This window comes from Verrucomicrobiaceae bacterium, assembly GCA_016713035.1.
Taxonomy (GTDB): Bacteria; Verrucomicrobiota; Verrucomicrobiia; order Verrucomicrobiales; family Verrucomicrobiaceae; genus Prosthecobacter.
Genome location: JADJPW010000008.1, coordinates 1 through 26,116, shown reverse-complemented (window position 1 = coordinate 26,116; position 26,116 = coordinate 1). Strand labels below are relative to the sequence as shown.

General features: G+C 58.8%; 20 protein-coding genes and 3 pseudogenes. 15 read left to right on the top strand and 8 right to left on the bottom strand.

All coding sequences use genetic code 11. The features are described 5' to 3' along the window. The first annotated feature begins 1 nt into the window (after position 1). From IPK32_21410 to IPK32_21390, 5 genes and pseudogenes are all read left to right on the top strand, one after another. Positions 2 to 625 carry a ThuA domain-containing protein gene (locus IPK32_21410; protein ID MBK8094446.1) on the top strand — a complete coding sequence of 208 codons (624 nt, stop codon included), beginning with the start codon at positions 2 to 4 and terminating at the stop codon, positions 623 to 625. Continuing rightward, positions 511 to 792 carry a ThuA domain-containing protein gene (locus IPK32_21405; GenBank protein MBK8094445.1) on the top strand — a complete coding sequence of 94 codons (282 nt, stop codon included), beginning with the start codon at positions 511 to 513 and terminating at the stop codon, positions 790 to 792. The genes IPK32_21410 and IPK32_21405 overlap by 115 nt, the downstream gene beginning before the upstream one ends. After that, positions 789 to 1,343 carry a two pore domain potassium channel family protein gene (locus IPK32_21400; GenBank protein MBK8094444.1) on the top strand — a complete coding sequence of 185 codons (555 nt, stop codon included), beginning with the start codon at positions 789 to 791 and terminating at the stop codon, positions 1,341 to 1,343. The genes IPK32_21405 and IPK32_21400 overlap by 4 nt, the downstream gene beginning before the upstream one ends. Positions 1,344 to 1,415: 72 nt before the next feature. After that, positions 1,416 to 3,323 carry a hypothetical protein gene (locus IPK32_21395; GenBank protein MBK8094443.1) on the top strand — a complete coding sequence of 636 codons (1,908 nt, stop codon included), beginning with the start codon at positions 1,416 to 1,418 and terminating at the stop codon, positions 3,321 to 3,323. A 150-nt stretch (positions 3,324 to 3,473) separates the two neighbouring features. Then, positions 3,474 to 5,529 (top strand): annotated as a pseudogene (locus IPK32_21390) (RecQ family ATP-dependent DNA helicase). A gap of 5 nt (positions 5,530 to 5,534) precedes the next feature. Here the strand turns inward: IPK32_21390 and IPK32_21385 are convergent. From IPK32_21385 to IPK32_21370, 4 genes are all read right to left on the bottom strand, one after another. Next, positions 5,535 to 6,704, bottom strand: a complete 1,170-nt coding sequence (locus IPK32_21385; protein ID MBK8094442.1) for a hypothetical protein — start codon at positions 6,702 to 6,704, stop codon at positions 5,535 to 5,537. A gap of 102 nt (positions 6,705 to 6,806) precedes the next feature. Then, positions 6,807 to 7,565: a TSUP family transporter gene (locus IPK32_21380; protein ID MBK8094441.1), complete on the bottom strand. Its 759-nt coding sequence runs from the start codon at positions 7,563 to 7,565 to the stop codon at positions 6,807 to 6,809. A 27-nt stretch (positions 7,566 to 7,592) separates the two neighbouring features. After that, complete coding sequence (locus IPK32_21375; protein ID MBK8094440.1) at positions 7,593 to 9,137, bottom strand: sulfatase; 1,545 nt, start codon at positions 9,135 to 9,137, stop codon at positions 7,593 to 7,595. 218 nt (positions 9,138 to 9,355) lie between these two features. Further along, positions 9,356 to 12,331 carry a DUF1553 domain-containing protein gene (locus tag IPK32_21370; protein ID MBK8094439.1) on the bottom strand — a complete coding sequence of 992 codons (2,976 nt, stop codon included), beginning with the start codon at positions 12,329 to 12,331 and terminating at the stop codon, positions 9,356 to 9,358. A gap of 156 nt (positions 12,332 to 12,487) precedes the next feature. Between IPK32_21370 and IPK32_21365 the strand changes: the two genes are divergently transcribed. Further along, complete coding sequence (locus IPK32_21365; protein MBK8094438.1) at positions 12,488 to 12,940, top strand: cyclic nucleotide-binding domain-containing protein; 453 nt, start codon at positions 12,488 to 12,490, stop codon at positions 12,938 to 12,940. Positions 12,941 to 12,968: 28 nt separating this feature from the next. Next, a complete protein-coding gene (locus IPK32_21360) occupies positions 12,969 to 13,352 on the top strand; it encodes a DUF3307 domain-containing protein (protein MBK8094437.1) in 384 nt (127 codons plus the stop codon). Between the two features lie 32 nt (positions 13,353 to 13,384). Here IPK32_21360 and IPK32_21355 read toward each other — a convergent pair whose 3' ends face one another. Further along, on the bottom strand, positions 13,385 to 14,704 hold the full coding sequence (locus IPK32_21355; GenBank protein MBK8094436.1) for a homoserine dehydrogenase: 1,320 nt from the start codon (positions 14,702 to 14,704) through the stop codon (positions 13,385 to 13,387). A gap of 660 nt (positions 14,705 to 15,364) precedes the next feature. Here IPK32_21355 and tnpA point away from each other — a divergent pair. Next, positions 15,365 to 15,613: pseudogene (gene tnpA / locus IPK32_21350) on the top strand (IS200/IS605 family transposase). Between the two features lie 132 nt (positions 15,614 to 15,745). On the opposite strand, the pseudogene cls reads toward tnpA, so the two are convergent. Next, positions 15,746 to 17,165: pseudogene (gene cls / locus IPK32_21345) on the bottom strand (cardiolipin synthase). Between the two features lie 506 nt (positions 17,166 to 17,671). Here cls and IPK32_21340 point away from each other — a divergent pair. From IPK32_21340 to IPK32_21310, 7 genes are all read left to right on the top strand, one after another. Next, positions 17,672 to 19,498: a cation:proton antiporter gene (locus tag IPK32_21340; GenBank protein ID MBK8094435.1), complete on the top strand. Its 1,827-nt coding sequence runs from the start codon at positions 17,672 to 17,674 to the stop codon at positions 19,496 to 19,498. Positions 19,499 to 19,694: 196 nt separating this feature from the next. Then, the gene (locus IPK32_21335; protein MBK8094434.1) at positions 19,695 to 20,834 is read left to right on the top strand and encodes a hypothetical protein; all 1,140 of its coding nucleotides are present in this window, start codon (positions 19,695 to 19,697) and stop codon (positions 20,832 to 20,834) included. A 101-nt stretch (positions 20,835 to 20,935) separates the two neighbouring features. Further along, positions 20,936 to 21,874 carry a hypothetical protein gene (locus IPK32_21330; protein MBK8094433.1) on the top strand — a complete coding sequence of 313 codons (939 nt, stop codon included), beginning with the start codon at positions 20,936 to 20,938 and terminating at the stop codon, positions 21,872 to 21,874. Between the two features lie 95 nt (positions 21,875 to 21,969). Continuing rightward, a complete protein-coding gene (locus IPK32_21325; protein MBK8094432.1) occupies positions 21,970 to 22,533 on the top strand; it encodes a hypothetical protein in 564 nt (187 codons plus the stop codon). Continuing rightward, positions 22,473 to 23,633 (top strand): hypothetical protein, encoded by a 1,161-nt coding sequence (locus tag IPK32_21320; protein ID MBK8094431.1) that lies wholly within the window; start codon positions 22,473 to 22,475, stop codon positions 23,631 to 23,633. Before IPK32_21325 ends, IPK32_21320 begins: the two co-directional genes overlap by 61 nt. A 36-nt stretch (positions 23,634 to 23,669) precedes the next feature. Continuing rightward, positions 23,670 to 24,377, top strand: a complete 708-nt coding sequence (locus tag IPK32_21315) for a hypothetical protein (protein MBK8094430.1) — start codon at positions 23,670 to 23,672, stop codon at positions 24,375 to 24,377. Between the two features lie 60 nt (positions 24,378 to 24,437). Next, complete coding sequence (locus tag IPK32_21310; GenBank protein ID MBK8094429.1) at positions 24,438 to 24,821, top strand: hypothetical protein; 384 nt, start codon at positions 24,438 to 24,440, stop codon at positions 24,819 to 24,821. 28 nt (positions 24,822 to 24,849) lie between these two features. Here the strand turns inward: IPK32_21310 and IPK32_21305 are convergent, their stop codons facing one another. Next, positions 24,850 to 25,299, bottom strand: a complete 450-nt coding sequence (locus IPK32_21305) for a hypothetical protein (protein ID MBK8094428.1) — start codon at positions 25,297 to 25,299, stop codon at positions 24,850 to 24,852. A 9-nt stretch (positions 25,300 to 25,308) separates the two neighbouring features. After that, positions 25,309 to 25,548, bottom strand: a complete 240-nt coding sequence (locus tag IPK32_21300; GenBank protein ID MBK8094427.1) for a hypothetical protein — start codon at positions 25,546 to 25,548, stop codon at positions 25,309 to 25,311. Between the last annotated feature and the right edge of the window lie 568 nt (positions 25,549 to 26,116).

Genomic DNA, 26,116 nt, shown 5'->3' with positions numbered 1-26,116 from the left:
CATGAAAAAAGCCCTCCTCGCCTTACTCACCCTCACCGCCTTCCTCACGAGCCCCGCACAGGAGGTGAAGCCACTGAAGGTGCTCATGGTCTGCGGTGGCTGCTGCCATGACTATGCGAACCAGAAGCTCATCCTGGCGGAGGGCATCAGCGCCCGTGCGAATGTGGAGTTCACCATCGTGCATGAGGAATCACGCGTGAAGGATGACCGCACGCATCAGGTCAGCATTTACAAAAGCCCGATTGGGCCGCTGGATACGATGTGGTGGTGCATAACGGAGTGCTTCGGTGCGGTGACGGATGTGCCTTTCGTCGAAGGCATCGCCAAACCACACTTTGAGGGCGTGCCCGCCGTGATGCTGCACTGCTCCACGCACAGTTACCGCACTGCCAAAACCGATGAATGGCGCAAATGCGTGGGCCAGACATCCATGAGCCATGAAAAGAACAGCGACCTGAAGGTACGCAACGTCGCTGAGGCACATCCCATCATGAAGGGCTTCCCCAAGGAGTGGAACGACACCAAAGACGAGCTCTACAAGAACGAAAAGCTCTGGGAGAACTTCACCCCTTGGCCTCGGCCTATGGTGAGGAAACCAAGAAAGACCACCACGTCATCTGGGTGAACCAGTATGGCAAAGGCAAGGTCTTCGGCACCACACTGGGCCATGGCAACCACACCATGGAAGACCCGATTTACCTCGATCTCGTCACACGCGGCCTGCTGTGGTCCTGCGGCAAGCTGGGCGAGGATGGCAAGCCGCTCCCCGGTTACGAAGCGAAACAGAAATGACCCGCCAGCAACTCATCCAGGGCTCCATGCGGCAGGGCGGAGAAATCGCCGTGATCGTGCTGCTCGCCGCCGTGCTGCAATGGCTGTGGCCACAGGGCTTTCTCAGCATGCAGGGCTTTTGTCTGCTGGTGCTGGGCTTGGCACTGGCGAAGACGGTTTTCTTCTTTGTGGAAAACCTCACCCACATCCTGCTCGCGACACGGAACAACATGCCCTACCACCGCGTGCTGGGACTCATGGGCGTGAATATGGTGCAGATCACGCTGTCGTTTGCGTTCGACTTCTGGTGCCTCCAGACGGCGAATGCGGCCAGCTTCAGCTCCATCAATGCAGAATGGAGCCGCGCGGAGCAGGTCTTTGAGTTCTTCTTTTTTAGCGTGCTGAATTTTTCCTTCTTCGGCTTCGGCGATGTCACGCCGCAGACAGTGCCGGCCAAGCTGGTGACGATGATGGAAGTGCTGCTGGCCTTTTTTACCGTGATCTTTCTGCTCTCCGATTTCATCAGCCTGAAGGACAGCCTCCGCGCCGAGGACAAGGAAGCGCAGAAGTAAGCGGCACATGCAGTGAGAAAGGGCTGCCCATTCTTGCGCAGGTGCCTAGTCCAGCACTAAAGTTCTGCCTTCATGCCTCTGTTCCCGAATTCCTTTGATCCAGGCATCCTCGTCTGTGGCACGGCGCTTTTGGCGCTGTGCGTGCTGTGTTGGCTGCTCGGAGTGGCACTCTTGCCCACGAGCGCGGCGGGGGAAGATTGGCTGGAGCGGATCGCGCTGCGTATGGCGGCTGGAATGCTGTTTTTATCCGGCCTAGCGGCGCTTTTCGTGCTGCGCCGAGTTTCTTATGTCACGCTGATTCCGGTCATTCAGATCGCGATGGCGCTTTGGGCCTGGAGAGGCCAAAAAAGTGCCGCGAGCAGCCTGCGGACTGCTTTTTCATCCAAGAATGCCGTACTGCTCATCGGTGTGATCGTGGCCACTGCGGCCTTTGAGTGGTGGAATACGGGCTGGGTGGGCTGGGATGGGCGACTGAGCATCCTGCACACAGATTATGGTCACTTTAGCAATCTCAGCCGTGGCCTGCTGGAGTCCCGTGTGGCGGATGGATGGAGCTCCACCCTCGGTGAGTATGCGGTAGGCTCCGCCGCGTGTCGGGACATCTGGTATCACTGGGGACCGATGTGGATCGCCGCAGCGCTCATCTCCCTCACTGGCATGATGCCGCTGGCGGCGCTGATGCACGTCACGGGTGCCTTGATGGACATCATCCTGGTGCTGACTGCGGGGGTGGTGCTGCGGCGCATCACCAGCATGTCCCACGGGCGCAGCCTACTCATCGGCGCAGCTTCGCTGGTGAGCGTGCAGCTCCTACGCCAGCTCGGACAGCATTGGTTCGCGCTCTCTGCCGCCACGGAGTCTTTGCATTTGGCGCGATTGAGTCTGGCTTACATGTTTAGCTATAAGCTGGAGGCTGCCGCAGCACTGGCAGCGCTGCTGTTTTGGCAAAAAGGCCAGGGCACCATGGCCACGGCACTGCTGGCATGTGCCGCGATCGCCTCGCCGCATGTCGTCGCTACGGGCGGGGTGATGGCAGGCGTGCTGGGCTGCTGCGCCGTGATCCGGCGTGATCGTGCTATGCTACGCATCGCGGTGTGTGTGATTACTGTGCTCGTCGCGGCATGGGCCACGCTGCATTTCGTCTGCGGCGTCGGCTTGCCGAAGGCTGAGGGAAGCAAGCTCATCGAATGGAGCCTCCAGCATCTCTGGACCACGCTGCACCTGGGTGTGCGTGACTGCGCGGTGGCGCTGATCCTCGGCGCACTCTCGCTACCCGGCATCATCACCCTCACGCGTGATCAGGAGGCCAAAACACGCCACATCGGCTGGATGGCGCTGAGTGCGCTGGTGGGCTCGTTTTTCGGATACCGACTGCTCGCTGGCGTGGCGGATAATATGCACTTCATCATCATGGCGCATGCCTTGCTGGTGATGCCTGCGGGCGTCTGGGGACTCGCACTGCTCATCCAGCGTGCTCAGACGCCCTCTTGGCTGCGCCGAGTCGCTGCACTACTCATCGTGATCGGCACCATCATGGGCGTGGCGGATCTGAAGCAGCAACGCAGCGTGTATGAACGCCCCTGGAGCATCGAAGAACTCGATACCGTCAAAAAAGCCCTCGCAGGCCATGCCGTCGGTTATTTCGCCAAATCGGATGGCGGCTGGTGGCTGCCCATTCACGGCTCTCTGGCGGCCACGCTGGAGGCACGCTGCATCCGTATCGCACCCATGAAGTCAGAGCTACGCGGCGGCACTGGCGTGGCACGCTACTACGGCGTGAGTCGTCCCTTTGAGCTCGTCCCGCCGCTGCCAGATGAAAATATGGACGCATGGTCGCTACGCTTTGCCCGCCATGTCGGCATCGATTACCTCATGGAATGCGGGAAAGACACGCTCCCTCCCTCGATCAAAGCGCAATCCCGCGAAATCGCCCGCATCCCCGGCCTGGTCCTCTACAAACTGCCCGCAGTGAAGCCATAAAGCACACTCGACATCAGCTCGTCCGCATCCCACTCATCCCTCGTGCCCGAAGAAGCCCCCTCCACTGACCACCAGCCCATCCACGATGCTCGCGAAGCTCTGAAGAAGTACTTTGGCCATCGTGAATTCCTCGATGGTCAGGAAACCGTGATGGCCCAGGTTTTAAGCGGACGTGATACGATGGTCATCATGCCCACTGGCGGCGGTAAGTCGCTCTGCTACCAGCTCCCCGCCATGGTCATGGACGGCGTCACCATCGTCGTCAGTCCGCTCATCGCCCTGATGAAAGACCAGGTCGATGCGCTGGAGCGACGCGGCATCCCCGCCACTGTCATCAACAGCACCCTCACCCTCGCCGAGCAGCAGGAACGCATCGAAGCACTCAAGCGTGAGGAGTATAAGCTCGTGTACGTGGCCCCAGAGCGCTTCCGCAGCCGCATGTTCACCAATGCATTGCGTGGCGTGCAGATCGCACTCTTTGCCGTCGATGAGGCGCACTGCCTCTCGCAGTGGGGCCATGACTTCCGCCCCGACTACATGCGCCTCGGCGAAGCGCTCGACAGGCTCGAAAGACCCCAAGTCATCGCTCTCACAGCCACCGCCACGCCTGAAGTCCGTGCCGACATCGCGAAAGTGCTGCAACTGCGTGACCCCTTTGTCGCCATCCGAGGATTCGAGCGGCCGAACCTCAGCCTGAACATCCTCCAGACCAAATCGAACGCCGATAAATACGAGCGCCTCATCAAGCTCATCCAGCAGCACAAAACCGGCATCATTTACTGCGCCACACGCAAACGCGTCGAAGAAGTCGGTGAAGAACTGCGCTACAAAAAAATCAAAGCCATCGAATACCACGGCGGCCTGGATGACAAAGAGCGTGAAGAACGCCAGACCAAGTTCATCACCAAAAAAGCCGACATCGCCGTCGCCACCAATGCCTTCGGCATGGGAATCGACCGCAGCGACGTGCGCTTTGTCGCCCACTTTGATGTCCCAGGCAGTGTGGAGGCCTACTATCAGGAAGCAGGCCGTGCTGGACGTGATGGCGAGCCCTCCCAGTGCGATCTGTACTTCAATTTTGCCGATACTCGCACGCATGAGTTCTTCATCGAAGGAGCGAATCCATCTCCCGAAATCATCCGCCTCACCTACCAGGCGCTTTTGAACCGCAGCGATGCCGCGCACGAGGTGCATGCCAGCATCGACGACATCACCCAGTTCGCCGGTGCGAAAAACAGCATGTCCATCAGCTCCGCACTGAGTCTGCTCAGTCGCATGGATGTCATCGAGCGCTTCGACATCCCAGGGAAGCGCATTCGCGGCACGCGGCTCCTCCAGCCCGATCTCAAAGCCAGCAAACTGCCGCTCGACCTCAAAGCTCTCGCCGAAAAAGACCGCCGCGACCGCGCCAAGCTCAAAGCCATGATCGAGCTCTGCTACGACGACAAAGCCTGTCGCCAAGAGCAAATCCTGCGCTACTTCGGTGAGACAGAAAGCACCCCCTGTGGCTCATGCGATGTCTGCCGTGCTGAAGGCGTGCAGCCACCACGCACCGGCACCGAGCAAGAAGTCACCATGCTCCGCCAGGCACTCAGCGGCATCGCCCGTATGTCCATTCGCCGCGCAGATGGCACCTGGGAGGGCCGTTTTGGCAAAGGCCGCATCATCAACATGCTCGTCGGCAGCAAATCGAAAGACATCGTCGATGCAGGCCTCGATCAGGCTCACCACTTACGGCTTACTCAAAAACATCGGCACCCAGGCACTGCATCCTCTCTTCGTCGAAATGGAGAAAAACGGCCTCCTCCTCACCGAAGGGGACGAATACCCGAAAGTCACGCTCACCAAGGCTGGAGCCGCCGCCATGAAAAATGCGGATGACATCAAGCTCCGCTGGCCATCCATGATGCAGGCCACCAAACCATCGAAAACCAGCAAGACGGCCAAAAGTGAAGAATTCGCCGCCCGCGAGCTGGGCTTCGATGAGGCTCTGTTTGATAAGCTCAAGCGCCATCGCAACGCCTTGGCTCAATCCGAAGGCGTCCCCGCGTATGTCATTTTCAGCAATCAAACGCTGGAGTTCATGACCCGCCTCAAGCCCAAAACCATCGCCTCAGGCCGCGAAATCCGCGGAGTCGGCGACAAAAAGGCCACGACTTACCTGCCTGAGTTTATTCAACTCATCGCCAAGCACGACGCGGGCTAAGTCCACTACGCGGCAGCGAGGGCATCGAGGAGGTAGCGTGAGGGCTGGAAGTGCTCGATGAGGACGGTGGTGACTCCATCGCGGTGCATGCGGGCCTGTTTGATGTCAAAATTGGGCGTTTTATGCGGAGCGAAGAGGATGTCATCGTGCGTGGCGTTCTGGTGGCGCTTGAACTGCGCAGGCGTGATGTGGCCGCCGAGGTGGTCGTCACGCCCCGTGGCCAGATGGCATGTGCCGAGCACTTTTTCGTCCTGAATGTCCGCGCCGGAGACGGGGAGGACTTGGGTGCCGAATCCGAGCTCTCCGAGCACGCCGGTCATAGGATCATCGAGGAGTTTGGCATTGTGCTCGTCGATGGTGGACTGGAGCCCTTCGATGAGCTCCGCCCGGATGATGCGACCGCCGGTGACTGTGAGCTTGCCGAGTGTGCCGTCTTCGTATTTCAGCGGGAAGGTGCCCTCTGCGCCGGTGGGGACGAAATAGACCTCTCCGGCGGGTAGATTGGCGATGTCGGGTGTATCGCCTTGGCAGAGACCGTGGCTCTTCTGCGCCTCTTGGCGGCTCAGATCGAGGTGGATGGACATGTCGGGGCCGTTTTCGACAGTGAAGTCGATCTCGACCCAATCAGCACGCGTCATGGCGAGGCGTAGTTTTTCCGCGTCGCGGCTGACGTCTTCGTAATCGACGGCCAGACCGGAATGAAGGATGACATCATTGACGCCATGGAGTGTGGCACCACGGAATCCATACTGCTTGGCAAAGGCGGTGAGCGGCGCCGTGGCGGAAAAGGTGGAGATGCAGAGGATGATGTCGTGATGGGGATAGACGTCATGCTCCAGACTGAGCTCTGTCCCGCTCATATCGACGCAGCGGTCTGGAAGGTCGAGATTGCTGCCGGTCGTCTGCATATAGGCATAGATCTCGCCACCGGTCAGTCCGAGCTGGGCCGCGACGCCGTTCTTGAGACCGAGGTGAAAGTGCTGGTAAGCACGCTGCTGCACGGCGCGGGCGGGATTTCGGAGAAAGGACATGTTTTTCGCCTCATCGAGATCCGGCAGGTCGATGAGGATGCAGATATTCCGACCCTCTGTGGGCTTAAAAACGGTGCTCAACAATCGAGATAGGTCGAACTGGAGAAAGGTGCGCTCAATGGCGGCGGATTGGACGGTTTTCATTCGTTTTAGGGGGCTGGTTGTGGGGCGAGATACGCTGTGAGCGGCGGCGTTGCAAATGACGCCTTGGCGACGTCTGTGTGGCGGATACTGCGACAAGTTGCTTTAGCCGGCGGCGAACTGCTCCCACAGTAGTTTTGCCACCATGGTGAAGACGACGGCGATGAAGATGATGCGGATGAAACCGGCACCGTGCCGGATGGCCATGCCAGCGCCGAGTCGGCCACCGATGAGCTGCCCGGCGATCATGGCGGCGGCGATTTCGTAGTTCACACGGGCAGAGAGCACAAAGACGATCAAGGAGGCGGCATTGCTGGCGAGATTGACCACTTTGGTGAAGGCGGTGGCGCGTGTCAGCTCTAGCCCGAGCAGGGAGATGCATGCCAAGGCCCAGAAGGTGCCTGTGCCTGGACCAAAGAAGCCATCGTAGAATCCCAGCACGGAGCCTGCGGCACAGGCGAAGGCGGCCAGGCTCATCCGCGCCTGTGATGCGGTCTTTCCCAGGCCTGGACAGAGCAGTACGTAGAGGGCGATGCCGAGCAGCATCCATGGCACGATGAGCTTCAGCACGGCATTGCTCAACTGGGTGACCGTCCATGTGCCCAGGCTGGCAAAGAGGAAGGTGACGACGATGGGCAGGCGCATCTGCGGCCAGTCGATGAGGCCTGCCCGTGTGTATTTCCGCACGGCCATGAGGGTGCCCCAGGTGGACTGCATTTTATTGGTGCCCAGGGCCATCTGCGGCGTCAGCCCAGCCCACAGGAGCGCGGGGACGGAGATGAGCCCACCACCGCCTGCGATGGAGTCGATGAAGCCAGCGCTCAAACCGGCGCAGAAGAGCAAAAGGAGCGTTTCCCAGGTCATGAGCAGCGATTCGGCAGCATCCCGCCCTTACGGCAGTTTTGGCTTCACACGAGTGGTGCCATCTTTTTCGACGGGATAGACGGCATTTTGCGCTTCGAGCCCGGCGATGAGTTTTTCCATGAGGCGCTTCAAATCGGCGGGATGGGACTGGGAGAGGTCTTTTTGCTCGTAGGGGTCTGTTTCGAGGTGAAAGAGCTGGTAGTGGCTGCCACCAGACACCTCGGTGGGGAAGTAGTGGTAGATGACTTTCCACGCTCCGTCACGGTAGGTGGTGAAGTAATGGGAGCGATGCGGTGCATGCGGGTAATGCATCAAAAAGGCCTCTTCGCGGCCTGCATCACGCTGACCGCTGAGGAGGGAACCGAGCGCACGCCCGTCGATGACATGGGAGGCAGGTTTTTCCACACCTGCGAGGCCTAGCACGGTGGGAAAAATGTCATACACGGCAGAGAGCTGGCTCTGCACCGCACCGGGAGTGATGGGGAGGCTTTTTTGCTGCGCATTGTCCGCGGCGCTTTTCGCCCATGCAGCGATGAAGGGCACGCGGACGCCGCCTTCGTAATGGGAGCCCTTTTTGCCACGCAGAGGCGCTGCACAGGCCACGGCGTGCTCGTGACCGAGCGGGGCATCACTGCCGTTATCGCCCAAAAAGATGACCAGCGTGTTTTCCGCGACGCCGAGAGACTCTAAGTGGTCGAGCATGTCGCCGAGGGATTTATCCATGCCTTCGATGAGGGTAGCAAAGGCCTGCGCCGGAGCTGGCTTGCCAGAATTAGCGTAATTCGCGGCGAATCGGCTGTCGCTGTTGAAAGGCGCATGCACGGCATATTGCGGGAAGTAGAGGAAGAAGGGCTTTTCGGCCTGCACGGCATTCGTGACGTGCTTTTTGGCCTCCAGAGTCAGTGCCTCAGTGAGGAAGATGTCCTGGCCGTGGTATTGCTCCAATCCAGGCACGGCATGGCTCGAGCGGGCAGCTTTGCCTGGGGCTTTTTTCTTGCCCTTGCTCTTCCCGCCGAAGTTTTCGGTGCCGTAGTAGCTAGCTGGAGCACCGATGGAAGCCCCGCCGACATTCACATCGAAGCCGAGATGGATCGGATCAGCCCCCTCGGAGCCTGCGGGGCCAAAGTGGCCTTTGCCGACATGGATGGTGCGGTAGCCCGCGCCCCGCAGCAGAGCTGGCAAGGTGACATCCCCTTTCTTCAGCCCGCGCCAGTTCCAGTCCGGGGCACCTTGGGGGCCAGCGTTGTCGTTGTCAGGATTGATCCAGTTGGTGGTGCGGTGGCGGGCGGCGTTTTGTCCGGTCAGGATGGAGATGCGCGTGGGTGAGCACACGCTCATGGCATTAAATTGATTGAAGCGCACCCCACGGGCCGCGAGCCGCTCCATATTCGGCGTGCGGTAGTACTCATTGAGCGGGTGCTTCACCGGCTTGCCATCCGCCCCAGTCAAAAACGGCACCGAGGTGTCCATCACACCCATGTCATCGACAAGCATGAGAAGGATGTTCGGCGGCGCAGCATGCAGCACCGCATGGAGAGCAAGAAAGACGACAAAGAAGCGAGAAAGAGACATGGCAGGCAACGGAACGCAGGCTGTGAAGTGAATCTTCGCGTGGACCATCATCAAGGCTGTCGGTGATGCCAAATCATGGCCAACATGGCATTCTCGCTGGCTCCTGCTGATCCCCATTTCGTCAGCTTATGAGCCTGCCACACGCTCTGTTCCTCTCGCGGAGCGAGAGGACTACTTTGCTTCGCTGGGGTTGTTTGCTTTGTTCTCTTCAACCCACCTCACGGCTTGGTGATGCACTCGTCGAGGTTCATCAGGGCGGTGGCGAGGGCGTAGTGGGCGCTGAATTCGGTGGGGGTGAGGGATGGTGGCAGAGTGATGTCGGTGAGGAGGGCGGTGGTGGCTTTGAGATCGGTTTGGGCGGCTTCGTATTGCTGCTCCCAGAGTGTTTTGAGCACGCGGGCTTCTGCGGCGGTGGGTGCGCGGGCGAGGGCAATGCGGAAGGCGTGGCTGATGCGGGCATCGAGGTCGCTGCTGGGAGCCTCTGCGGCGATGCGGAGGGCGAAGTGCTTCGCGGCCTCGACATAGACGGGGTCATTGAGCAGGGTGAGGGCCTGGAGCGGTGTATTGGACCGTGAGCGGCGCACGACGCAGGCCATGCGGGCGCTGGCGTCGAAGTTCATGAAGCTAGGATAGGGAGAGCCACGCTTCAGCACGACGTAGAGGCCACGGCGGTGCTTTTCACTGCCGGGACTGACTTGGTAGTCGTATTGCTGGCCGCCGACTTTCCGCCAGAGCCCCTCGGGCTGTGGTGGACGGATGGGCACGCCGCCTTGCTTCAAATCGAGCAGTCCGGCGATGGAGAGGGCATTGTCACGGATGGCTTCGGCATCGAGTCGGAAACGCGGAAAGTGGGAGAGAAGCGCGTTGGTGGGATCGAGCTGCGCACCCTGCCCTGAGCTGCTGCTTTGCAGATAGGTGTCGCTCATGACGATGAGCTTGAGGATGTGCTTCATGTCCCAACCGCTGTCCATGAACTCGCAGGCGAGCCAATCGAGCATCTCGGGGTGGCTGGGGGCTGCACCTTTGATGCCGAAGTCCTCTAGCGTGGTGACGATGCCCTGACCAAAGATCTCTGCCCACCAGCGATTGACGGTGACGCGGGCGGCGAGTGGATTGTCACGGCTGGTGAGCCATTTGGCGAGGGTGAGGCGGTTCGGAGGGCCGGATGCGGGCTTTTTGAAAATAGCGGGCGTGGTGGCGGTGACGGGGGTGGTGGGGTCTGTATAGACGCCACGCTTGAAAATGGCGCTCATGCGGGGCTGGGGCAGTTCCTTCATGACTTCGGTGCTTAGTCGCTTGAGGGCGGTGAGCTGCTTTTGGAGCTGCGCTCGCTGTTTTTCGAGCTTGAGCACGGCGGGGTCTTTTTGAGCGGTTTGGGCCTCGGATTCGCTCGCAGGGAGATTCGCGGCGACATCGCCCGTGATGCTGGAGAGGCGCATGCAGCCGATGACGAGGCCGTTGCCGAAATTTTGCTCCATGCGGATGGTGAGCTTGGTGCCAGCGGTGATTGGGAGCGGTTTTTCGAGCTCAAAGGCTGCCCAGTGTGGCTGACCAAAGCGGCGACCGATGGCCCATGCGCCACTGCCTTTTCGGGTGATGAGGTTTTCTACGGGGTAATTGGCCTGCGAGTAGTCGGCGTGGGCGGATTTGAATTTCAGCGGCTGCGTTTTGCCATCGGGCAGGGTGAGGGTGCAGTCGAAGGTGTGGAGGACAAAATTTGGCCGATTGGCCCCGCCGCGGCCTGGGCCTTCGCCAGGGATGCTGGGATGTGTGAGGGCCTCAAGAAAAAGTCCGCTGAGTGCCCCTGCGGTGAGTGGGGCCTCCACCGTGTATGTATCGGTATCGGGAACTGGGCCAGTCAGGAGCGTGCTGCCGTCGGGCTGGAGCTCGGTCTCGGCATCGCTTTCGGTGATGAAGGCCTCGGGCTTGAGCAGGGTGAAGGCGTTTGCCGTGGCTTTCTTGGATGGCTGCGCGGTGGTAGTGGCAGCGGCGATTTGGTGATCGAGCGTTTGGATTTCAGCGGTGATTTTTCGGCGCTGGGACTGACGCTGCGCATCTGGCAGCTCAAAGGCGGTGCCATTGAACTGAATGGAGCCTGGCGTTTTCGGATTCGTGCGCTCAGCTTCCTTCTCGGTGTTGTTGTAGTAGGCGAGGAGGCTGTAGAAGTCTTTTTGGGTGAAGGGGTCGTATTTGTGGTTGTGACACTGAGCACATTCGAGCGTGGTGCCCAGCCACACGGCGCCAGTGGTGTTGACGCGGTCGATGACTTGATTGATGCGGCTTTCCTCGGGCTCGGTGCCGGCTTCGACATTGGTGGGGGTGCAGCGGTGAAAACCGGTGGCGATGATTTGGGAGGGCTTGGCATTCGGGATGAGGTCGCCAGCGATTTGCTCGAGCGTGAACTGATCGAAAGGCATGTTCGCATTGAGCGCATCGACGACCCAGTCGCGGTAGGCCCAGATGTCGCGCAAGTCATCACGCTGAAAGCCGTGCGAGTCAGCATAGCGGGCGAGATCCAGCCACGGGCGTGCCCAGCGGACACCGAACTGCTCGGAGGCGAGGAGGCGGTCCACGAGGGCCTCATACGCGAAGGATGAAGTGCTTCGTTTATCTGTCTTTGACTGAGCACTTAGCACTGCGGACTGAGCACTTGTTTCTTTGGCCATCGCAGAGACGAACGCATCCACCTCCGCGGGAGCGGGCGGCAGACCAGTCAGATCGAGGCTGAGACGGCGGATGAGGATTTCCGGTGCTGCGGGCGGTGCGGGCTGCAAACCTGCGGCGGTAAGTTTTTGGCGGATGAAGGCATCCACCGGGTTTTTCGTGCCTGCGGGCACCTGGGGGCGCTGGGGCGGCAGGTAGCTCCAATGCGTGTGCGGCTCGATTTTGGCGGGCCACTTTGCCCCCGAGTCGATCCAGGTCTTCAGCGCGGCGATTTCGGCGGGCTGGAGGCGTGTGCCACGCTTTGGCATAGCCTCTTTGTCCTCACGCGGGAGCTGCACTCGGCGCAGGAGATCGGCACCGATCTCAGCATGACGTGGAGAGCCCAGGTCGAGGCGGAGCTGGCCTTTTTGCACCTCCGGGCCGTGGCATTCAAAACAGGCACGCTGGAGCACGGGGAAGACTTCGTGGGAGAAATCTACCGCGAAAATGCTGGTGGCCGCGAGGAGTGAGAGGGAGGCGTAGCGGAGCATGTGCAGGCCTAAAACGACAGCTCGGAGGCGAAAATTGATCCCCAGAAGGGAAAAGTGGAATTGCCGTGGGCGAAACGGCTCACCGGGGAACCGTGCTTGCCATTCCGGCCATTTCCGCCTAGAACGTGGGGAATTCTCCTCCCCACTCCAATTCACATGAGCCAGCTCTCCACCCCCCAACTCCCCGCGCAGGGCATCCTCGACCCCCTCGGTGACGAAGACCGCGACATCCTCAGCGGATACGGCGAATTCCTGCCCGTACAGCCAGGCCAGCATCTCATCGAAGAAGGCAGCCAGCAGAGCAGCCTGTTTTTTGTCGTCTCCGGCAAATTCCACGCCACAGCGATGCGTGGCGGGCATAAGGTCCTCCTCGGACCTGTGCAAAAGGGCGAGACTCTGGGCGAGATCAATCTGCTCGACCCAAATGTCGCCTCTGCCACCGTGACCGCCGTGGAATTCTCCCAAGTGTGGCGCATCGACGGAGCTAGCCTGGAATCCTACATCAATGAGTATCCACGGCCCGCAGCATGGCTCCTCATCGGCGTCGGCCGCACCATCGCGCACCGCCTGCGTGCAGTGAATGAGAAAATCGCGTCCTTCTACGCCTGATCCGGGTCCCTGAAGCCACTCACCCCGCATGGACGGCCTGCTGCCATTCCCCGCGCACGACTGGCAGGCCGCTGCGCAGGTATTCTTTCTGCTCGCGGCGGCGCATGCGCTCTTCGATTTCCCCCTTCAGGGAGAATTCCTCGCAGCGTGCAAAAATCGCCACCTCCTCGCACAGCGTGCCGATCCAGCTCGACCAGTGAGCCTCTGGCCGTGGTGCCTCGCCGCACACTGCTTCATGCACGGCGCAGCGGTCTGGGCCGTGACAGGCTGCTTCACCCTCGGCTGCATCGAGTTCCTGCTGCACGGCGTGATCGACTTCATCAAGTGCGAAGGCAAAACGACCTTCACACAGGACCAGGCGCTGCACTACACCTGCAAGCTCGCCTATGTGGCCATCGCGCCATTCGTTTGATCAGGTCGTTTTTTAAAACACTGCCGAGCTGCTCACTGCAACGTCTCCACCCGCATCCACGTCGGCTCACTGCGCACGCACTTCAGACTGTGTAAAGCAGCCAGCGCCTGCTTCATATCGCCCACTTTGGCATCATGCACCATCAGGACAAGGGAGGTCTCACCCGTCGTCGATTCCAGATCCTCTGGCTGCAGCATGCTGGAGATACCAATGCCGCGCTTACCTAGCTCCGCCGCCACCTGGGCCAGCACACCAGGCACATCATCCACCGTTAGGCGTAGGTAGTGATGCGACACCGTGTCATCGACCGGCTTCGACTTCCCATACAGCCCATGCGGCACGAAGCCACTATGACGTGCACCATGCATCAGCACCGCCGCAGCCTCACACAGATCACTGATGACACTGCTGTTCGTGGGGTCCTGCCCTGCCCCGCGTCCGTAAAAAAGCGTCTCACCGACGATGTCACCATTGACCAGCACCGCATTAAAACTGCCACTCACACTGGCCAAAACATGACTCAGCGGAACCAGCGTGGGCTGCGTCCGCACCTCCACCAGACCGTTTTCATCAGCACGAATGATGGAGAGCAGCTTGATCGTGTAGCCCAACCGCTGGGCGAACTTGAAATCCGTGATGCTCACACGATCCACGCCTTCGACACACACCTTATCCGGCGGGATCCAGAATCCATAGCTCAGACTGGCCAAAATGATCGCCTTATGCGCAGCATCCCAGCCACTCACATCCAGATAGGGATCAGCCTCCGCAAAGCCCTTATCCTGGGCCTCTTGTAGCGCTGCATCGTAGCTCAGGCCAGCCTGGCTCATCCGGGTGAGGATGTAGTTACACGTCCCATTGATGATGCCGTGGATGGAGCGGATGTGATTCCCCACGAGCCCCTCTTGCAGCACCTGAATGATCGGAATCCCACCCGCCACAGCAGCCTCAAAGTAAATCGGCACCCCACATTCCTCCGCCAGAGCGAAGAGCTCCTGCCCCCGCTCTGCCAGCAGCGCTTTATTGCCAGTAACGACGATCTTTTTCGCCCGCAGCGCGGCGCACACCATGTCATACGCCGTCGTCGTCCCACCGATCAGCTCCACGATCACAGGAATGGCCGGATCATTCACAAGCTCCTGCCAATCCGTCGTCAAAGCCGCCGCAGGTACCTCCACATCGCGTTTTCGGCCCAAATCACGCACCGCGACTCTTTTCACCCGAATCTCCGCTCCCGTGCGTTTCGCGATCAGCGCCCGGTTTTTCTCCAAGTTCTTAAAAACACCTGCACCGACATTTCCGAGGCCAGCGAGGCCGATTTCGATAACACGCGGAGAACTGGCTAAAGACATGAGAATAAAGGAAACGAAAGAGTTTAAACAAAGAGGGCCGTAGAGATGGCGGAAGGCACAAAAAGCGCAACTAGGCAGTTCCCAGGGCACCAATTCCCCACTCCCCCACCGCCCGAGTCCTCCATAAGCCCCAGCCACGAGTCCAAACTCAAATAGTAACCAAGCTAACAGCTTTCACGCCCTCATCCAGAAGTCAGACATCCCAATCCACTTGCCCATCAGATGCTTATCAAATAACCGAAACAATAAAACTATTAATCCGGCACCAAGATAGCATATCAAATCATGCCTCAATCGTGGTGCGCACAATGCGCTTTCTAAATACCGGATTAATAATAGCGAGCCTGATAACTTATTCATGAGGTGGCTCCCAAAATTCGGGCCAGTAGCTGAGAGATCAGTTAGGGTGGTTGCTGGTTGGGAACAGCACCCAGACACCCAATACCCTAGTGAAAGCCAAACGTAGAAGACATAACTCACAGTTCAAAGCCCGCGTGAATAACGAGCCTTGTAACTTATTCAAACTGGCCTTCACCGGTCACTATGTGCCGGTGGGCAATCCCTCGCAGTTCGTGTTTCACGAGCGGTGACGATCACGAAAGGTTTTTGACGAGAGGCCCGCCGAATAGCGAGCCTAGTTACTTATTATTATTTGCCGGGTTAATATTGAGTGTGCCACCGAAGTATGCGGTATCGCAGGTGGTAGGCTACATCAAGGGCAAGAGCGCGATACATCTGGCACGGACATATGGCGGACGACGACGAAAGTTCGTGGGGCAACACTTTTGGGCGAGGGGCTACTTCGTCTCAACGGTGGGTCGAGATGAAGCGGCGGTGCGAGCGTACATTCAAAACCAGGAGCAGGAGGATAAGCGTCTCGAACAACTAGAGATGTTCAACGGGTCATAGCCACCTACTGGCGGCCCCAAGCACAGAACAACCCGCTTTGAGCGGTTAACACATTACAAGCCCCCGGCTTTGTCGGGGGTGTCTGACTTGGGCTCCTCCGCCTCCCTGCGATAGCTTCCGGTCGTTCGGAGTTTATTGGACTGGTGCCGTCAGACGGGCGGCCTGCACGGCAAGCCGGAACAAAAAGCCATGTTCCTGGAGTTCCCCGGGTCGAACCAACCGGGCATGACTCAGGTCGTTCTCCAGCATGGTGGTGACCTGCTGGGTGAACTCCCGGTCGGCGAAGGCCATGGTGATTTCGAAGTTGAGCCGGAAGGAGCGGTTATCAAAATTGGCGGTGCCCACGGTGCAATACTCGTCGTCCACTACCACGACTTTGTGATGCATGAATCCCTTGGTGTAACGATAAACCTTGATCCCGGCCTTCTGGAGAGCCTCCAAATAGGACCAGGCGGAGTACTGAACCAGCGCATTGTCTGCCTCTTCAGGAATCAGGATGCGGACATCCACTCCTCGCAGCGCCGCCAATTGGAGGGCGCTGATGAATTGTTCATCCGGCACAAAGTAGGGGCTGGCTATCCAGAGCCGGGTCTTTGCCATGTTGATCGTATTGAGGAAAAAGAGGGTGCAGCTTTCCAAGGAGTCCGCCGGGCCGGAGGGCAGGCACATGACCGAACGCGAGACTCCGGAGGCCGCAGGTTGGGGATCCCAGTTCAACCCCTCGATCGAGCCGCCCGCAGCCCACTGCCAGTCCTCCAAGAATGATACCTGGATGCTCTGAACTACCGGACCCGTAAGGCGCAGGTGGGTGTCGCGCCAATAGCCGAATTTCGGATCGAGGCCCTTGTATTCCCTCCCGACATTCAGCCCGCCGACCCAGGCGGCGCGGCCGTCGGTGATCACGATTTTCCGGTGATTGCGGAAATTGATCTGGAATCGGTTGGCTTCGCCCTGCCTAGTATTGAAAGGAAACACGGAGATACCGGCCTGCTTCAGTTCATCGGTGTAGGCGCGGGGCAGCCGACTGCCGATTTCATCGTAGAGCAGATGACAGCGGACGCCGGCCTTGGCCCGCTCAAGCAGACGGGACTTCAGTTCCTGGCCCACCTCGTCATTCCGGATGATATAGAACTGCACGAGAACATATTTCTCCGCCTTCGATATCCCGTTGAAGATGGACTGGAAGGTGGCATCGCCATCCACCAGCAGTTCGGCATCATTGCCGGTGGTGAAGGGAAGTTTGGCCAACTTCTCCACCAGATAGGCCCGGTCGCGGTCCGGATTTCTGATCAGGTTACGTTCGGTCAATGTTTTTAAATAAGCGCTCGCCAATTCCGCCACTTTAACGTCATCGAGACGGCGTGCTGTCACGTAACCGTGGAATTTACTGCGTCCCAGAATCCAGTAGGCGGGCACAGCCGCATAGGGAAAGGTGTTCAGGGAGACCACCCAGGCGATGGCTCCCTGGGCGGTGCGCACCCCCATAATGGCAATGAACCGAAGTGAGCAGACCCACAAAGTGGCTGAAGAAAACAAAAAGAGTGATCCACATGCGGCGGCGGGGCTTGGATTTGGGGGCTTTGGCTCCGGCCTCGGAATACGGGTGCGCCTGTTCCGGAGTGGGGATTGGTTCGGGGGCATTCATGCGGAAGAACGAGTTGATTGGGAATTCTCTGGTGCCTCTGATTCCTCCTGTGAACTTCTATTTTTTAGGCTCTTCGAAGGTGGTGTCGAGTGAAATATATAGCCACGATATATGTAGCCAGATCAGAATGGCACTCACTTAAGCGGCAGCGCGGTAGCGTTCACACAACGGTGTCTAAAATTGGATTTTCATAAATGGGCGTAGAGGGCAGCCAGTGCGACCGAGTCTTGCCTGACGGAGACGGATTTCCAGAGATGGGTAGCTATCTAGCGGAATAAATAGCCAGTTAAATAGCCAGGTTTACAGTTACATTTGTTGTTGCTGGCTCAATAACGTGGCTGGAAACTTATTGAGCGGCGACGATCACGAAAGGTTTTTGACGAGATGCCCGCCGCGTGCTTGCTCGTCGCCGCATGCACGACGCGCATTTCTTTCTCTCTGCTTTCATCTACCTCGCCACCGCCGTGCTGATGGTGCCGGTGGCGCATCGAATGGGTCTAGGCAGCGTGCTGGGCTATCTCATCGGCGGCGCGGTGATCGGTCCTTTTGCGCTCGGATGGGTGGGTGGCACTCAAGGCGAGGAAGCGATGCACTTCGCGGAGTTTGGCGTGGTGATTATGCTCTTCATGATCGGCCTCGAATTGGAGCCTGCGAGGCTCTGGCGCATGCGCGGACCGATTTTCGGCCTCGGCGGCCTTCAGGTGAGTTGCACCGCTTTGGCCGTGGCCGCTGCGGCGATGGCTTTTGGCCTCGATGCGAAGCCTGCACTCGCCGCAGGCATGATTCTGGCGCTTTCCTCCACCGCCATCGTGATTCAGACGCTGCAAGAGAAGGCCCTGCTGCGCAGCGATGCGGGTAGCGACACCTTTGCCGTGCTGCTGTTTCAAGACATTTCCGTCATCCCGATGCTGGCGATGTTTCCCCTGCTCGCCAGCAGTGCGGCATTGGGCGAGGATCATGGCTGGCTGCAAGAGCTGCCGCATTGGGCGCAGCCGCTCGTCACACTAGGCGCAGTAGCGGTCATCGTGATCGCCGGGCAGTTTGTGGTGCCGCGTGGCTTTGCGATTCTCGCGAAAACAGGCCTGCGGGAGCTACTGACCGCTGCCGCCTTGCTGCTGATCGTGGGCGTGGCTTTGCTAATGACCGAGGTGGGCCTCTCACCGGCTCTCGGCGCTTTTGTCGCGGGAGTAGTGCTCGCAGGAAGCCACTATCGCCATGAGTTGGAGAGCAACCTGGAGCCTTTCAAAGGCCTGCTGCTTGGACTGTTTTTCCTCGCTGTCGGGGCGTCGCTCGATTTCAGCGGCATCGCAGCTAGGCCCGTGCTCATCACGGCGCTGGTGATCGGTTTGATCGTGACGAAAGCGGCGGTGATGTATGCGGTGGCCACCGTGCTGCGGCTTCGCGGTAGTCATCGCTGGTTGCTGGCGCTGGCCTTGGCTCAGGGCGGTGAGTTTGCCTTCGCGCTGCTTTCGATGGCGATTCAGCAGCACATCCTCGATGAGGAAACCTCTAAGTTACTCGTCGCCGTCGTGGCGTTGTCCATGGCCGTCACGCCGCTGCTCTTTGTGCTGTATGAAAAAGTCATCGCGCCGCGCTACCTGGCCGTCAGCAGCCCGGCACGCGAGGCGGATGCCATTGATGAACATGACGCACCGGTGATCATGGCAGGCTTCGGCCGCTTCGGGAACTTCGTCGGCCGCTTCATGATGTCGCAGGGCGTCAAAGTAACCGTGCTGGAAAGCGATCCCGATCATGTGGACATGCTGCGAACCTTTGGCTTCAAGGTCTTCTATGGCGATGCCACGCGTCTCGATCTCCTCCACGCCGCCGGCATCGCCCAGGCCCGCCTGCTCATCATCAGCCTCGCCGACCGCACGAAGGTGGCACAGCTCGTCACCGAGGTGCGGGAGCGTTTCCCGAATGTCCGCATCCTCGCTCGGGCGCATGACTACGATCAAAGGTATGATTTCATCAGCCTCGGCCTGCGCTCAGAGGATGTGGTCCACGAGCAGATGCACAGCGCCCTCGAGCTCGGCGTGAAGGCACTCCGCGTTCTCGGCAAGCCCGCCGAGGCCATGGAAGCCGCCGCGAAGCTCTGGAAAGGCTTCGACGAGGAAACCTTCCACCTGCTCTTGCCCGTGCATGACAATGTGGACGCCTACGCCAGCATCGCCCGCGAGCGCCGCATCCAGCTCACCCAGCTTTTTGAACGCGACCGGGCGAATGTGAGTGAGGTGTGAGGCACACTTGCAGCGCTTCTGAAACTCACGGATCGCTTTGGAATGCGGCTTCACCTCGGCCGGTTGCCCAATGAGTTCAGCTTAATGACAAATTAATAGCCAAATTAATAGCCTGGTTTAAAGTTAGATTTGTTGTTGCTGACTCGATAACCATTTCCCAATGGTCTGCATTGCCCATCTCCAACGCCCCCACCTCATGAACACTGCTTCCGCTCCACTATCTGTCGATTCGATCCGAGAGCTGCCGCTCGAAGAGCAACTTGTGGGCGTAAATGCCAAGACGGGGCCTTATCTCCAGGCGGGGAGGTCCATGCGCAGGGTGAAGGGGTTTCAGGCGCAGACGAATTGCTTCCATGTCATGTCCCGGACCTGCGGCGGGGCGGTGTTTTGGGATGATGTGGAGAAGGAGGCGCTGCGCAGGGTGCTCTGGAGGCTGGCGGAGTTTTGTGGGGTGCGGTTGCTGACGTATTGTGTGATGGGGAACCACTTTCATGCGCTGGTGGAGGTGCCGGATCAGAAGAGGTGGGTGGAGGAGCAGTTTGGTGGGACGCAGGGGGAGGAACGGCTGATGCGGCATCTGCGGGTGCTGTATAGCAAGGTGTTCGTGGAGCAGTTGCAGGAGGACTTTGCGGAACTGCGGAAGCGCGGCTCGGAGGCGGTGGTGCAGCATCGGCTGGGGCTGCTCAAAAGGAGGTTTTGTGATGTGGCGGTGTTTGCGAAGGAGGTGAAGCAGCGGTTTTCGCGGTGGTATAACAAGCGGCACAAGCGGAAGGGGACGCTCTGGATGGATCGGTTCCGCAGTGTGCTAGTGGAGGGAAAGGGTGATCCGCTCTTGGCGATGGCGGCGTATATTGATCTCAATCCAGTGCGAGGTGGGCTGGTGAGTGATCCGAAGGATTACCGCTGGTGCGGGTATGCGGAGGCGCTGGGTGGGAATAGGGAGTGTCAGCGCGGGATTTGCCGAGTGACGGGGCGAGATGTGTCTGAGACGGATTGGGTGAAGAGGGGAGCGCGGGAGGGGTATCGGCAGATGCTGTTTTCGGTGGGGCGTGAGGTGAAAACGGCGGATGGAAAGGCGGTGGCGCGGCGTGGGGTGAGCGGGAAGCGCGCGGAGGAGGTTTTGGCGGAAAAGGGGAAGTTATCGCTGGGTGAGTTGGTTCGCTCGCGGGTGCGACATTTTGCGGATGGAGCGGTGATTGGCTCGCGGGAGTTCGTGGATGCGTTTTTCGGGGAAAATCGCGGTTTGTTTGGTCGGGCTCGTCGAAGAGGCGCTCGCCGAATCCGCGAGTCCGAAGGCGATTTGTATGCGCTGCGCGATTTGAACGACGGGACTTAGTTTGCCAATTCTTCAACTTCTCGTGCATTGGAGGATGATTGTTTCGTGCGATTGTGGACTGGACAGGAACTGGACGAACTGTTTTAAGTAATCGGATGTTTTTGAGCTTCATTCCAGGTCTGGGGGACGCCGTGTCCGGCGCTCTTTTGGCGGCGCTGACAGTCGGTGGAGGACTGTGGTGGTATGGGCGGAAAAAAATGGCCGAAATGTCCGCTCAGGCGGCTGCGGAGCTTGATGGTTTGCGCTCTGAGTCTGATGCGGCAAGTCGTTCTGCTAAGGCAGAGGCCGATCAGGCGGCTGCGGAGGCGAAACGGCGACTAGATGAGTCGGTGGCGAGGTATGAGGATCTGGACTCTCGCTTTAAGGCGCTAAGCGACTCGGCGGAACGTCGTCAAAGGGATGCGGAACAGCGCATTGCTGCCTTGGAGGCTGATTTGACTGCTACGCGTGAGGTCGCGGCGAAATTGGCTCCGACGCTGGATCGGATCAAAGATCTTGAGATGGCTCTGAGCGCCGAGCAGGGCCGTGTGCGGGCACTGGATCAGGCTATGGTGGCCCAGACTGCGCGGGCGAGTGATCTGGATCGGCGATTGGCAGAGGCGCAGGAGTTTGGAACACGTACCAAGAAGGATCTCGATGAGCGGGATGCGGAGCTGAAACGAGTGGTGAGTGAGCATGAAGCTTTTCTGGCTGAAGGTGGTTTGCAGAATGAGCTGAACAAGGCTGTGGAATCGAGGGTTCAAAGTGAGGCGAAGCTCGCACAACTCCAAAAGACGCTCGCTGCGACGGAGAACCGACTGGCGATGGTGCAGAAGGAATTCATGACGGCGGTGGGGATGCCGAGTGCGCCGATCAAGACGGTGGAGGTGGTGCGGACACCTGCTCCAGCGCCACAGGGTGCGGGCGGGGATCGACGTGTGAAGGAGCTGGAGGAGAAAATCGCCCAATTAGAGGCGGATGCTCGGAAGAAGGCCCGTGAAGACGGTTACAAGATCGCGGAACTAGAGTATAAGCTGGCAGAAATGGTCGATAAGAAATAACCCCGCAGCATGGATGCATCACTTTCTAGCGGAGGGCCAGGATGACGGTGGCAGCTACCACGGGGCTGCTGGCGCGATTTCACTGGCGGATGCTGGTGAACAAGACCGTGCATGGCCTGAGCCAGAACCGCCTGCTAGCGATCACTGTGGGGACGTTTTTGGCATTTTACGCGGTGGCGTCGTATCTGATGGTTCGGCGTGGCTTGGATTATATCATGAATATTCCACTGCTGGGGCCGCTGCTGGCAGAGAGGCTGGTTTACCTGCTGTTTTTCTTCTTTTTCGTCATGTTGGTTCTCTCGAATGCGACGATCACGGGTATGGGTTTGTTCCGAAAGAAGGATATGGAGTGGCAGGTGGCGCTGCCGCTTTCTCCACGTAGTCTGGTGATGTGGAAGACGCTCGAGGGGATGTTGTTGGCGAGCTGGGGACTCGTGGTGCTGAGTGCTCCGATTTTGTTGGCGCTGGGCCGCATTTATGATGCTGGGGCTGGGTTCTTTCTCTCCACGGCTCCTGCTTTGATTTGCCTGGTGGGGATCGCGGCGAATTTATCGACATGGCTGCTCTTACTGCTGGTGCGGCATGCGCGGCGCTGGTGGTGGCGGCCTTTTGCTGCGTTGGCGGTGATGTTGCTGGGCGCGGCGTTGTGGAGTTCATGACGTTCGATTTCAATGCAGTGCGCACGGGTGATGTGGCGATGGGAGTCACTGAAATCCTGAAGCACACGGAGATCTGCATGCATCCATTGCTACCTAGTTCTTGGGTTGCTGAGGCGGTGTACTCGACTGGGCGTGGCAGTATGAGCCGGGCGTTGTTTTTTCACCTAGTGCTGCTGAGTCATGCGCTGGTGGCGCTGGTGGTGACGGGGTGGATGGCGGGAAAAATCTTCCCACCGGCGTGGGATCGCGTGATGGCGGCTGCGCCGACTCGCCGGGCTGAAAATGCTCGCATCACAGCCGAGCCTGCTCGCGGATCTGAGTGGCTGCGCCGGATGCTGGCTCTGGACCGTGCTTCGTTCGCCATTTTGGAAAAGGAGGTGCGGATTTTTTTACGTGAGCCTGTGCAGTGGGGGCAGTGCGCGATCATTTTCGGCCTCTTGCTGATCTATTCCGCGAATTTACGGCGCATGGGTTATGATCTGCAAAATGCCTTTTGGTCCACGGTGATCTGTCACTTGAATCTACTGGTCTGCTGCTTGGCTCTTTCGACTTTGACGACTCGCTTTATGTATCCGCAGTTCAGTCTGGAGGGGAGGAGGATGTGGATTTTGGGGCTCTCTCCCGTGCCGCTGCAGCGCATCCTCACTCTCAAGTTTCGCCTAGGTGCGGGTGTGCTGGCGCTAATGATGACACTGTTGGTTTGCCTTTCGGGCTTTTCACTGGGCATGCCACCACAGCGTATGCTGTTCTTTGCGCTGGCGATGATGATGATGAGTTATGGGCTCACTTCACTGGCGCTGTCACTCGGTGCCTTGCTGCCGAATTTCCGCGAGGCGAATCCAGCACGCATTGTTTCTGGCTTTGGAGGCACTGTCTGCCTGATCGGCAGCTTTCTCTACATCCTCATGGGGATGGCGCTGGTGCTGATCCCTTCCTGGCAGACGCTATCTTCGACGGAAGCCGCGATGCCGCCGCCGAATCTACCTTTAGAGGGACTAAGTCTGGGGCTACTACTGTTCATAACGGCAGTTACTGGGGGTGTTCCGTATTTTTTTGCAAAAAGCAGAATGAAAAATCTGGATTATTTAAGAGATCTATAATATCTAAGGCGCTGAATAAATAATTGAACGCCTGATATGACTCGTAAAGCTCCCGCATCTGCCACAGCCACTGTCGCTGCCCCAGGCCACCTTGAAGAGGAACTCCTCCACTTCGATGACGCTCCTGAATTCATGGAGAACGCATCCTCACTCGACGACGTCGATCACAAGGTCAAAGTCGCCCAAGAGCAACTCCTCCAACTCCGCATGCAGCAGGAGGAAATCGAGCGCCAAAAGCAGCACCTCGAGACGCTGCGAGTGAAGCAAGAGCGCTTCGTCGCGGGCAAACGTGATCTTTTGGAAAAATCGCCCGCTCTGCGAGCAGCGTGGAGCGTGGATCTCTATGACGCTCAAAAGCGTGTCGAAGAGCTCAGCGTCACTCATGACGACTTCAAACGCCACCTCGACATCCTCAAGAGTCTCCAGCCAGAAAAATGGCACCGTAGCCAAGTGGATGAAGAACTCGACCACGCTCTGTGTGCCATCGAAGACGCTGAGGCAGATTATTCCAAGGGCCTGCGCAGACTCGAGTCCCTGCGTCATCATGAGCCGAATCCCGTCGCCGCAGCGATGAGCCACCACGCAGCCACCCCTGCGACGGAGGCTGAGAGCACAGAGCATACACCGGTGTATGCCACTGGCTCAGAAGAACTGATCATCTGGCTGCGCCGGGGCACCGCCTTCACTGCGCCGCTGATCGCCGCTCTGCTGCTCGGCTTAGTGCTGGCAAAATTGATGTTCTGACAGCGGTCTGTCTTTTTTCCCTGAAACTGAAACGCCTCACCCTCCCTTCTCGCTCACACCATGGCTCTCTTCTCTTCTGGAAATCGCAAAGTGCGCTCACGCCGTCCGAAAACCGCTACTGAGTTAGGACGAGCCCCCGCGCCGCAGCTCACGAAGCCACGTCAGCTTCAGCGTCAAGCCTCACGCGTGAACGAGGAGATTCACCGCTTGGAGTGCCTCATCGCTGATGCCCCGCGTCTGCAAAAAGCACACCGACTCGCTACGCTGGACATACTGCCACCGATGGAGTCTGCCCCCACAGCCTCACGCCGGAAAAAGAAGCTCACTCTTTCCCAGAAGAGCGTGCAGAACTCCCGCCGCCTCAGCCTCGCGATGGAGTGGCTGGTGGTGCTGGGTGGTATCGCAGCCCTAGCAGGCTGGATTCATCAATGGATGCACCATTGAGTGACGCTGATCACTGAAATCCGCCCGCTCAATTCTCCGCAGGAGAGTCCTCAGTGCGTTTACCCTTCATAAAGCGGATATCCTCTGCTCGATCAATGAAGACGGTGTCCTCGCAGATGTTCTTCGCGTGATCACCGACTCGTTCGAGAAAACGAGCGATGAAAATGAGGTGGATGTACCCTTCCAATGCTGCTTGGCGAGTCTCCATCACGGCGATGATGTCTCGATCGAGCGCTTTTTCCGCAGCGTCGAGCTCCTTATCCATTTTACGAGCGGCAGCCGCGGCCTCGGAGTCGCCGTCGATGAAAGCCTGGATGCTAGCCTCCAGATTGCGGGCACAAAGCTCATACACAGGCTGGATGAGCTTCACCTCGGGTATCTCGGGCAGATTATTGATCAACCGGGCACGCTTGGCGATGCTGCTGGCCTGATCTGCGATGCGCTCGATGTTATTCGCCACACGGATGGTGCCCATCACGGCGCGAGATCATGCGCGGTGGGTTGGAATTTCCACCAGCACCTGCATGCCGAGTTTATCGACGGCTTTTTCCAGTTCGTTCACATCCTGATCAGCGGCGATGGAGGCATTGCAAAAGATCTGTATCACGCTCGAGGAGGCCACGCAGAGCACAGGCGAGATTTTTCGTGCCATGCTAGCCATTGCCAACACATCTTGGCGTAGGCGGTCCATGGAGGCATTGTAGGTGGAGAGGATATGGTCGTGCATAGTAGAGCGTGGCGGAAAAGACTATCAGATCACATCTTCATCATGACGATTTTGATACAATTCGAGAGCTTCTTTGGCTCGCGGCCAGTGCGCTGGCAAAAGGCGTCGTATGTGATGATCTCAAAGCGCCCGTCCTCTGGCTCGATGATGGCGGTGAGAGACTCTACCCAGTCACCCGAGTTCGGGTAGTGAATGTCATGCGGTAGTTTTTATCCGCAGGTGTATGGATATGACCGCAGATGAGCCCTGCACACTGACGCCAGCGAGCGCGAGCTCCACCACTTGCTCCTCCGCGGCCCATGGGGCTGATTTGACCACTTCACCTTGGCTTTGGCCCACTTGACGAGGAGAAGGGCTCTTCCCAGCCGGCCTGCCCAGTCGATGACGCGGTTGCTGGAAGCGGAGAGGAAATTGTGGCTGCCGCCGCCTAGCTTCGCTAACCAGGCATGATTGTGTGTGTCGCCAGCATCGAATCCATCTCCATGAACAATGAGGTAATCCCCTGTTTGCCGTGCTGTGGACGTATTCATTGGTGAGGATGAGATTATCCAGCCGCATAGGATGAGTC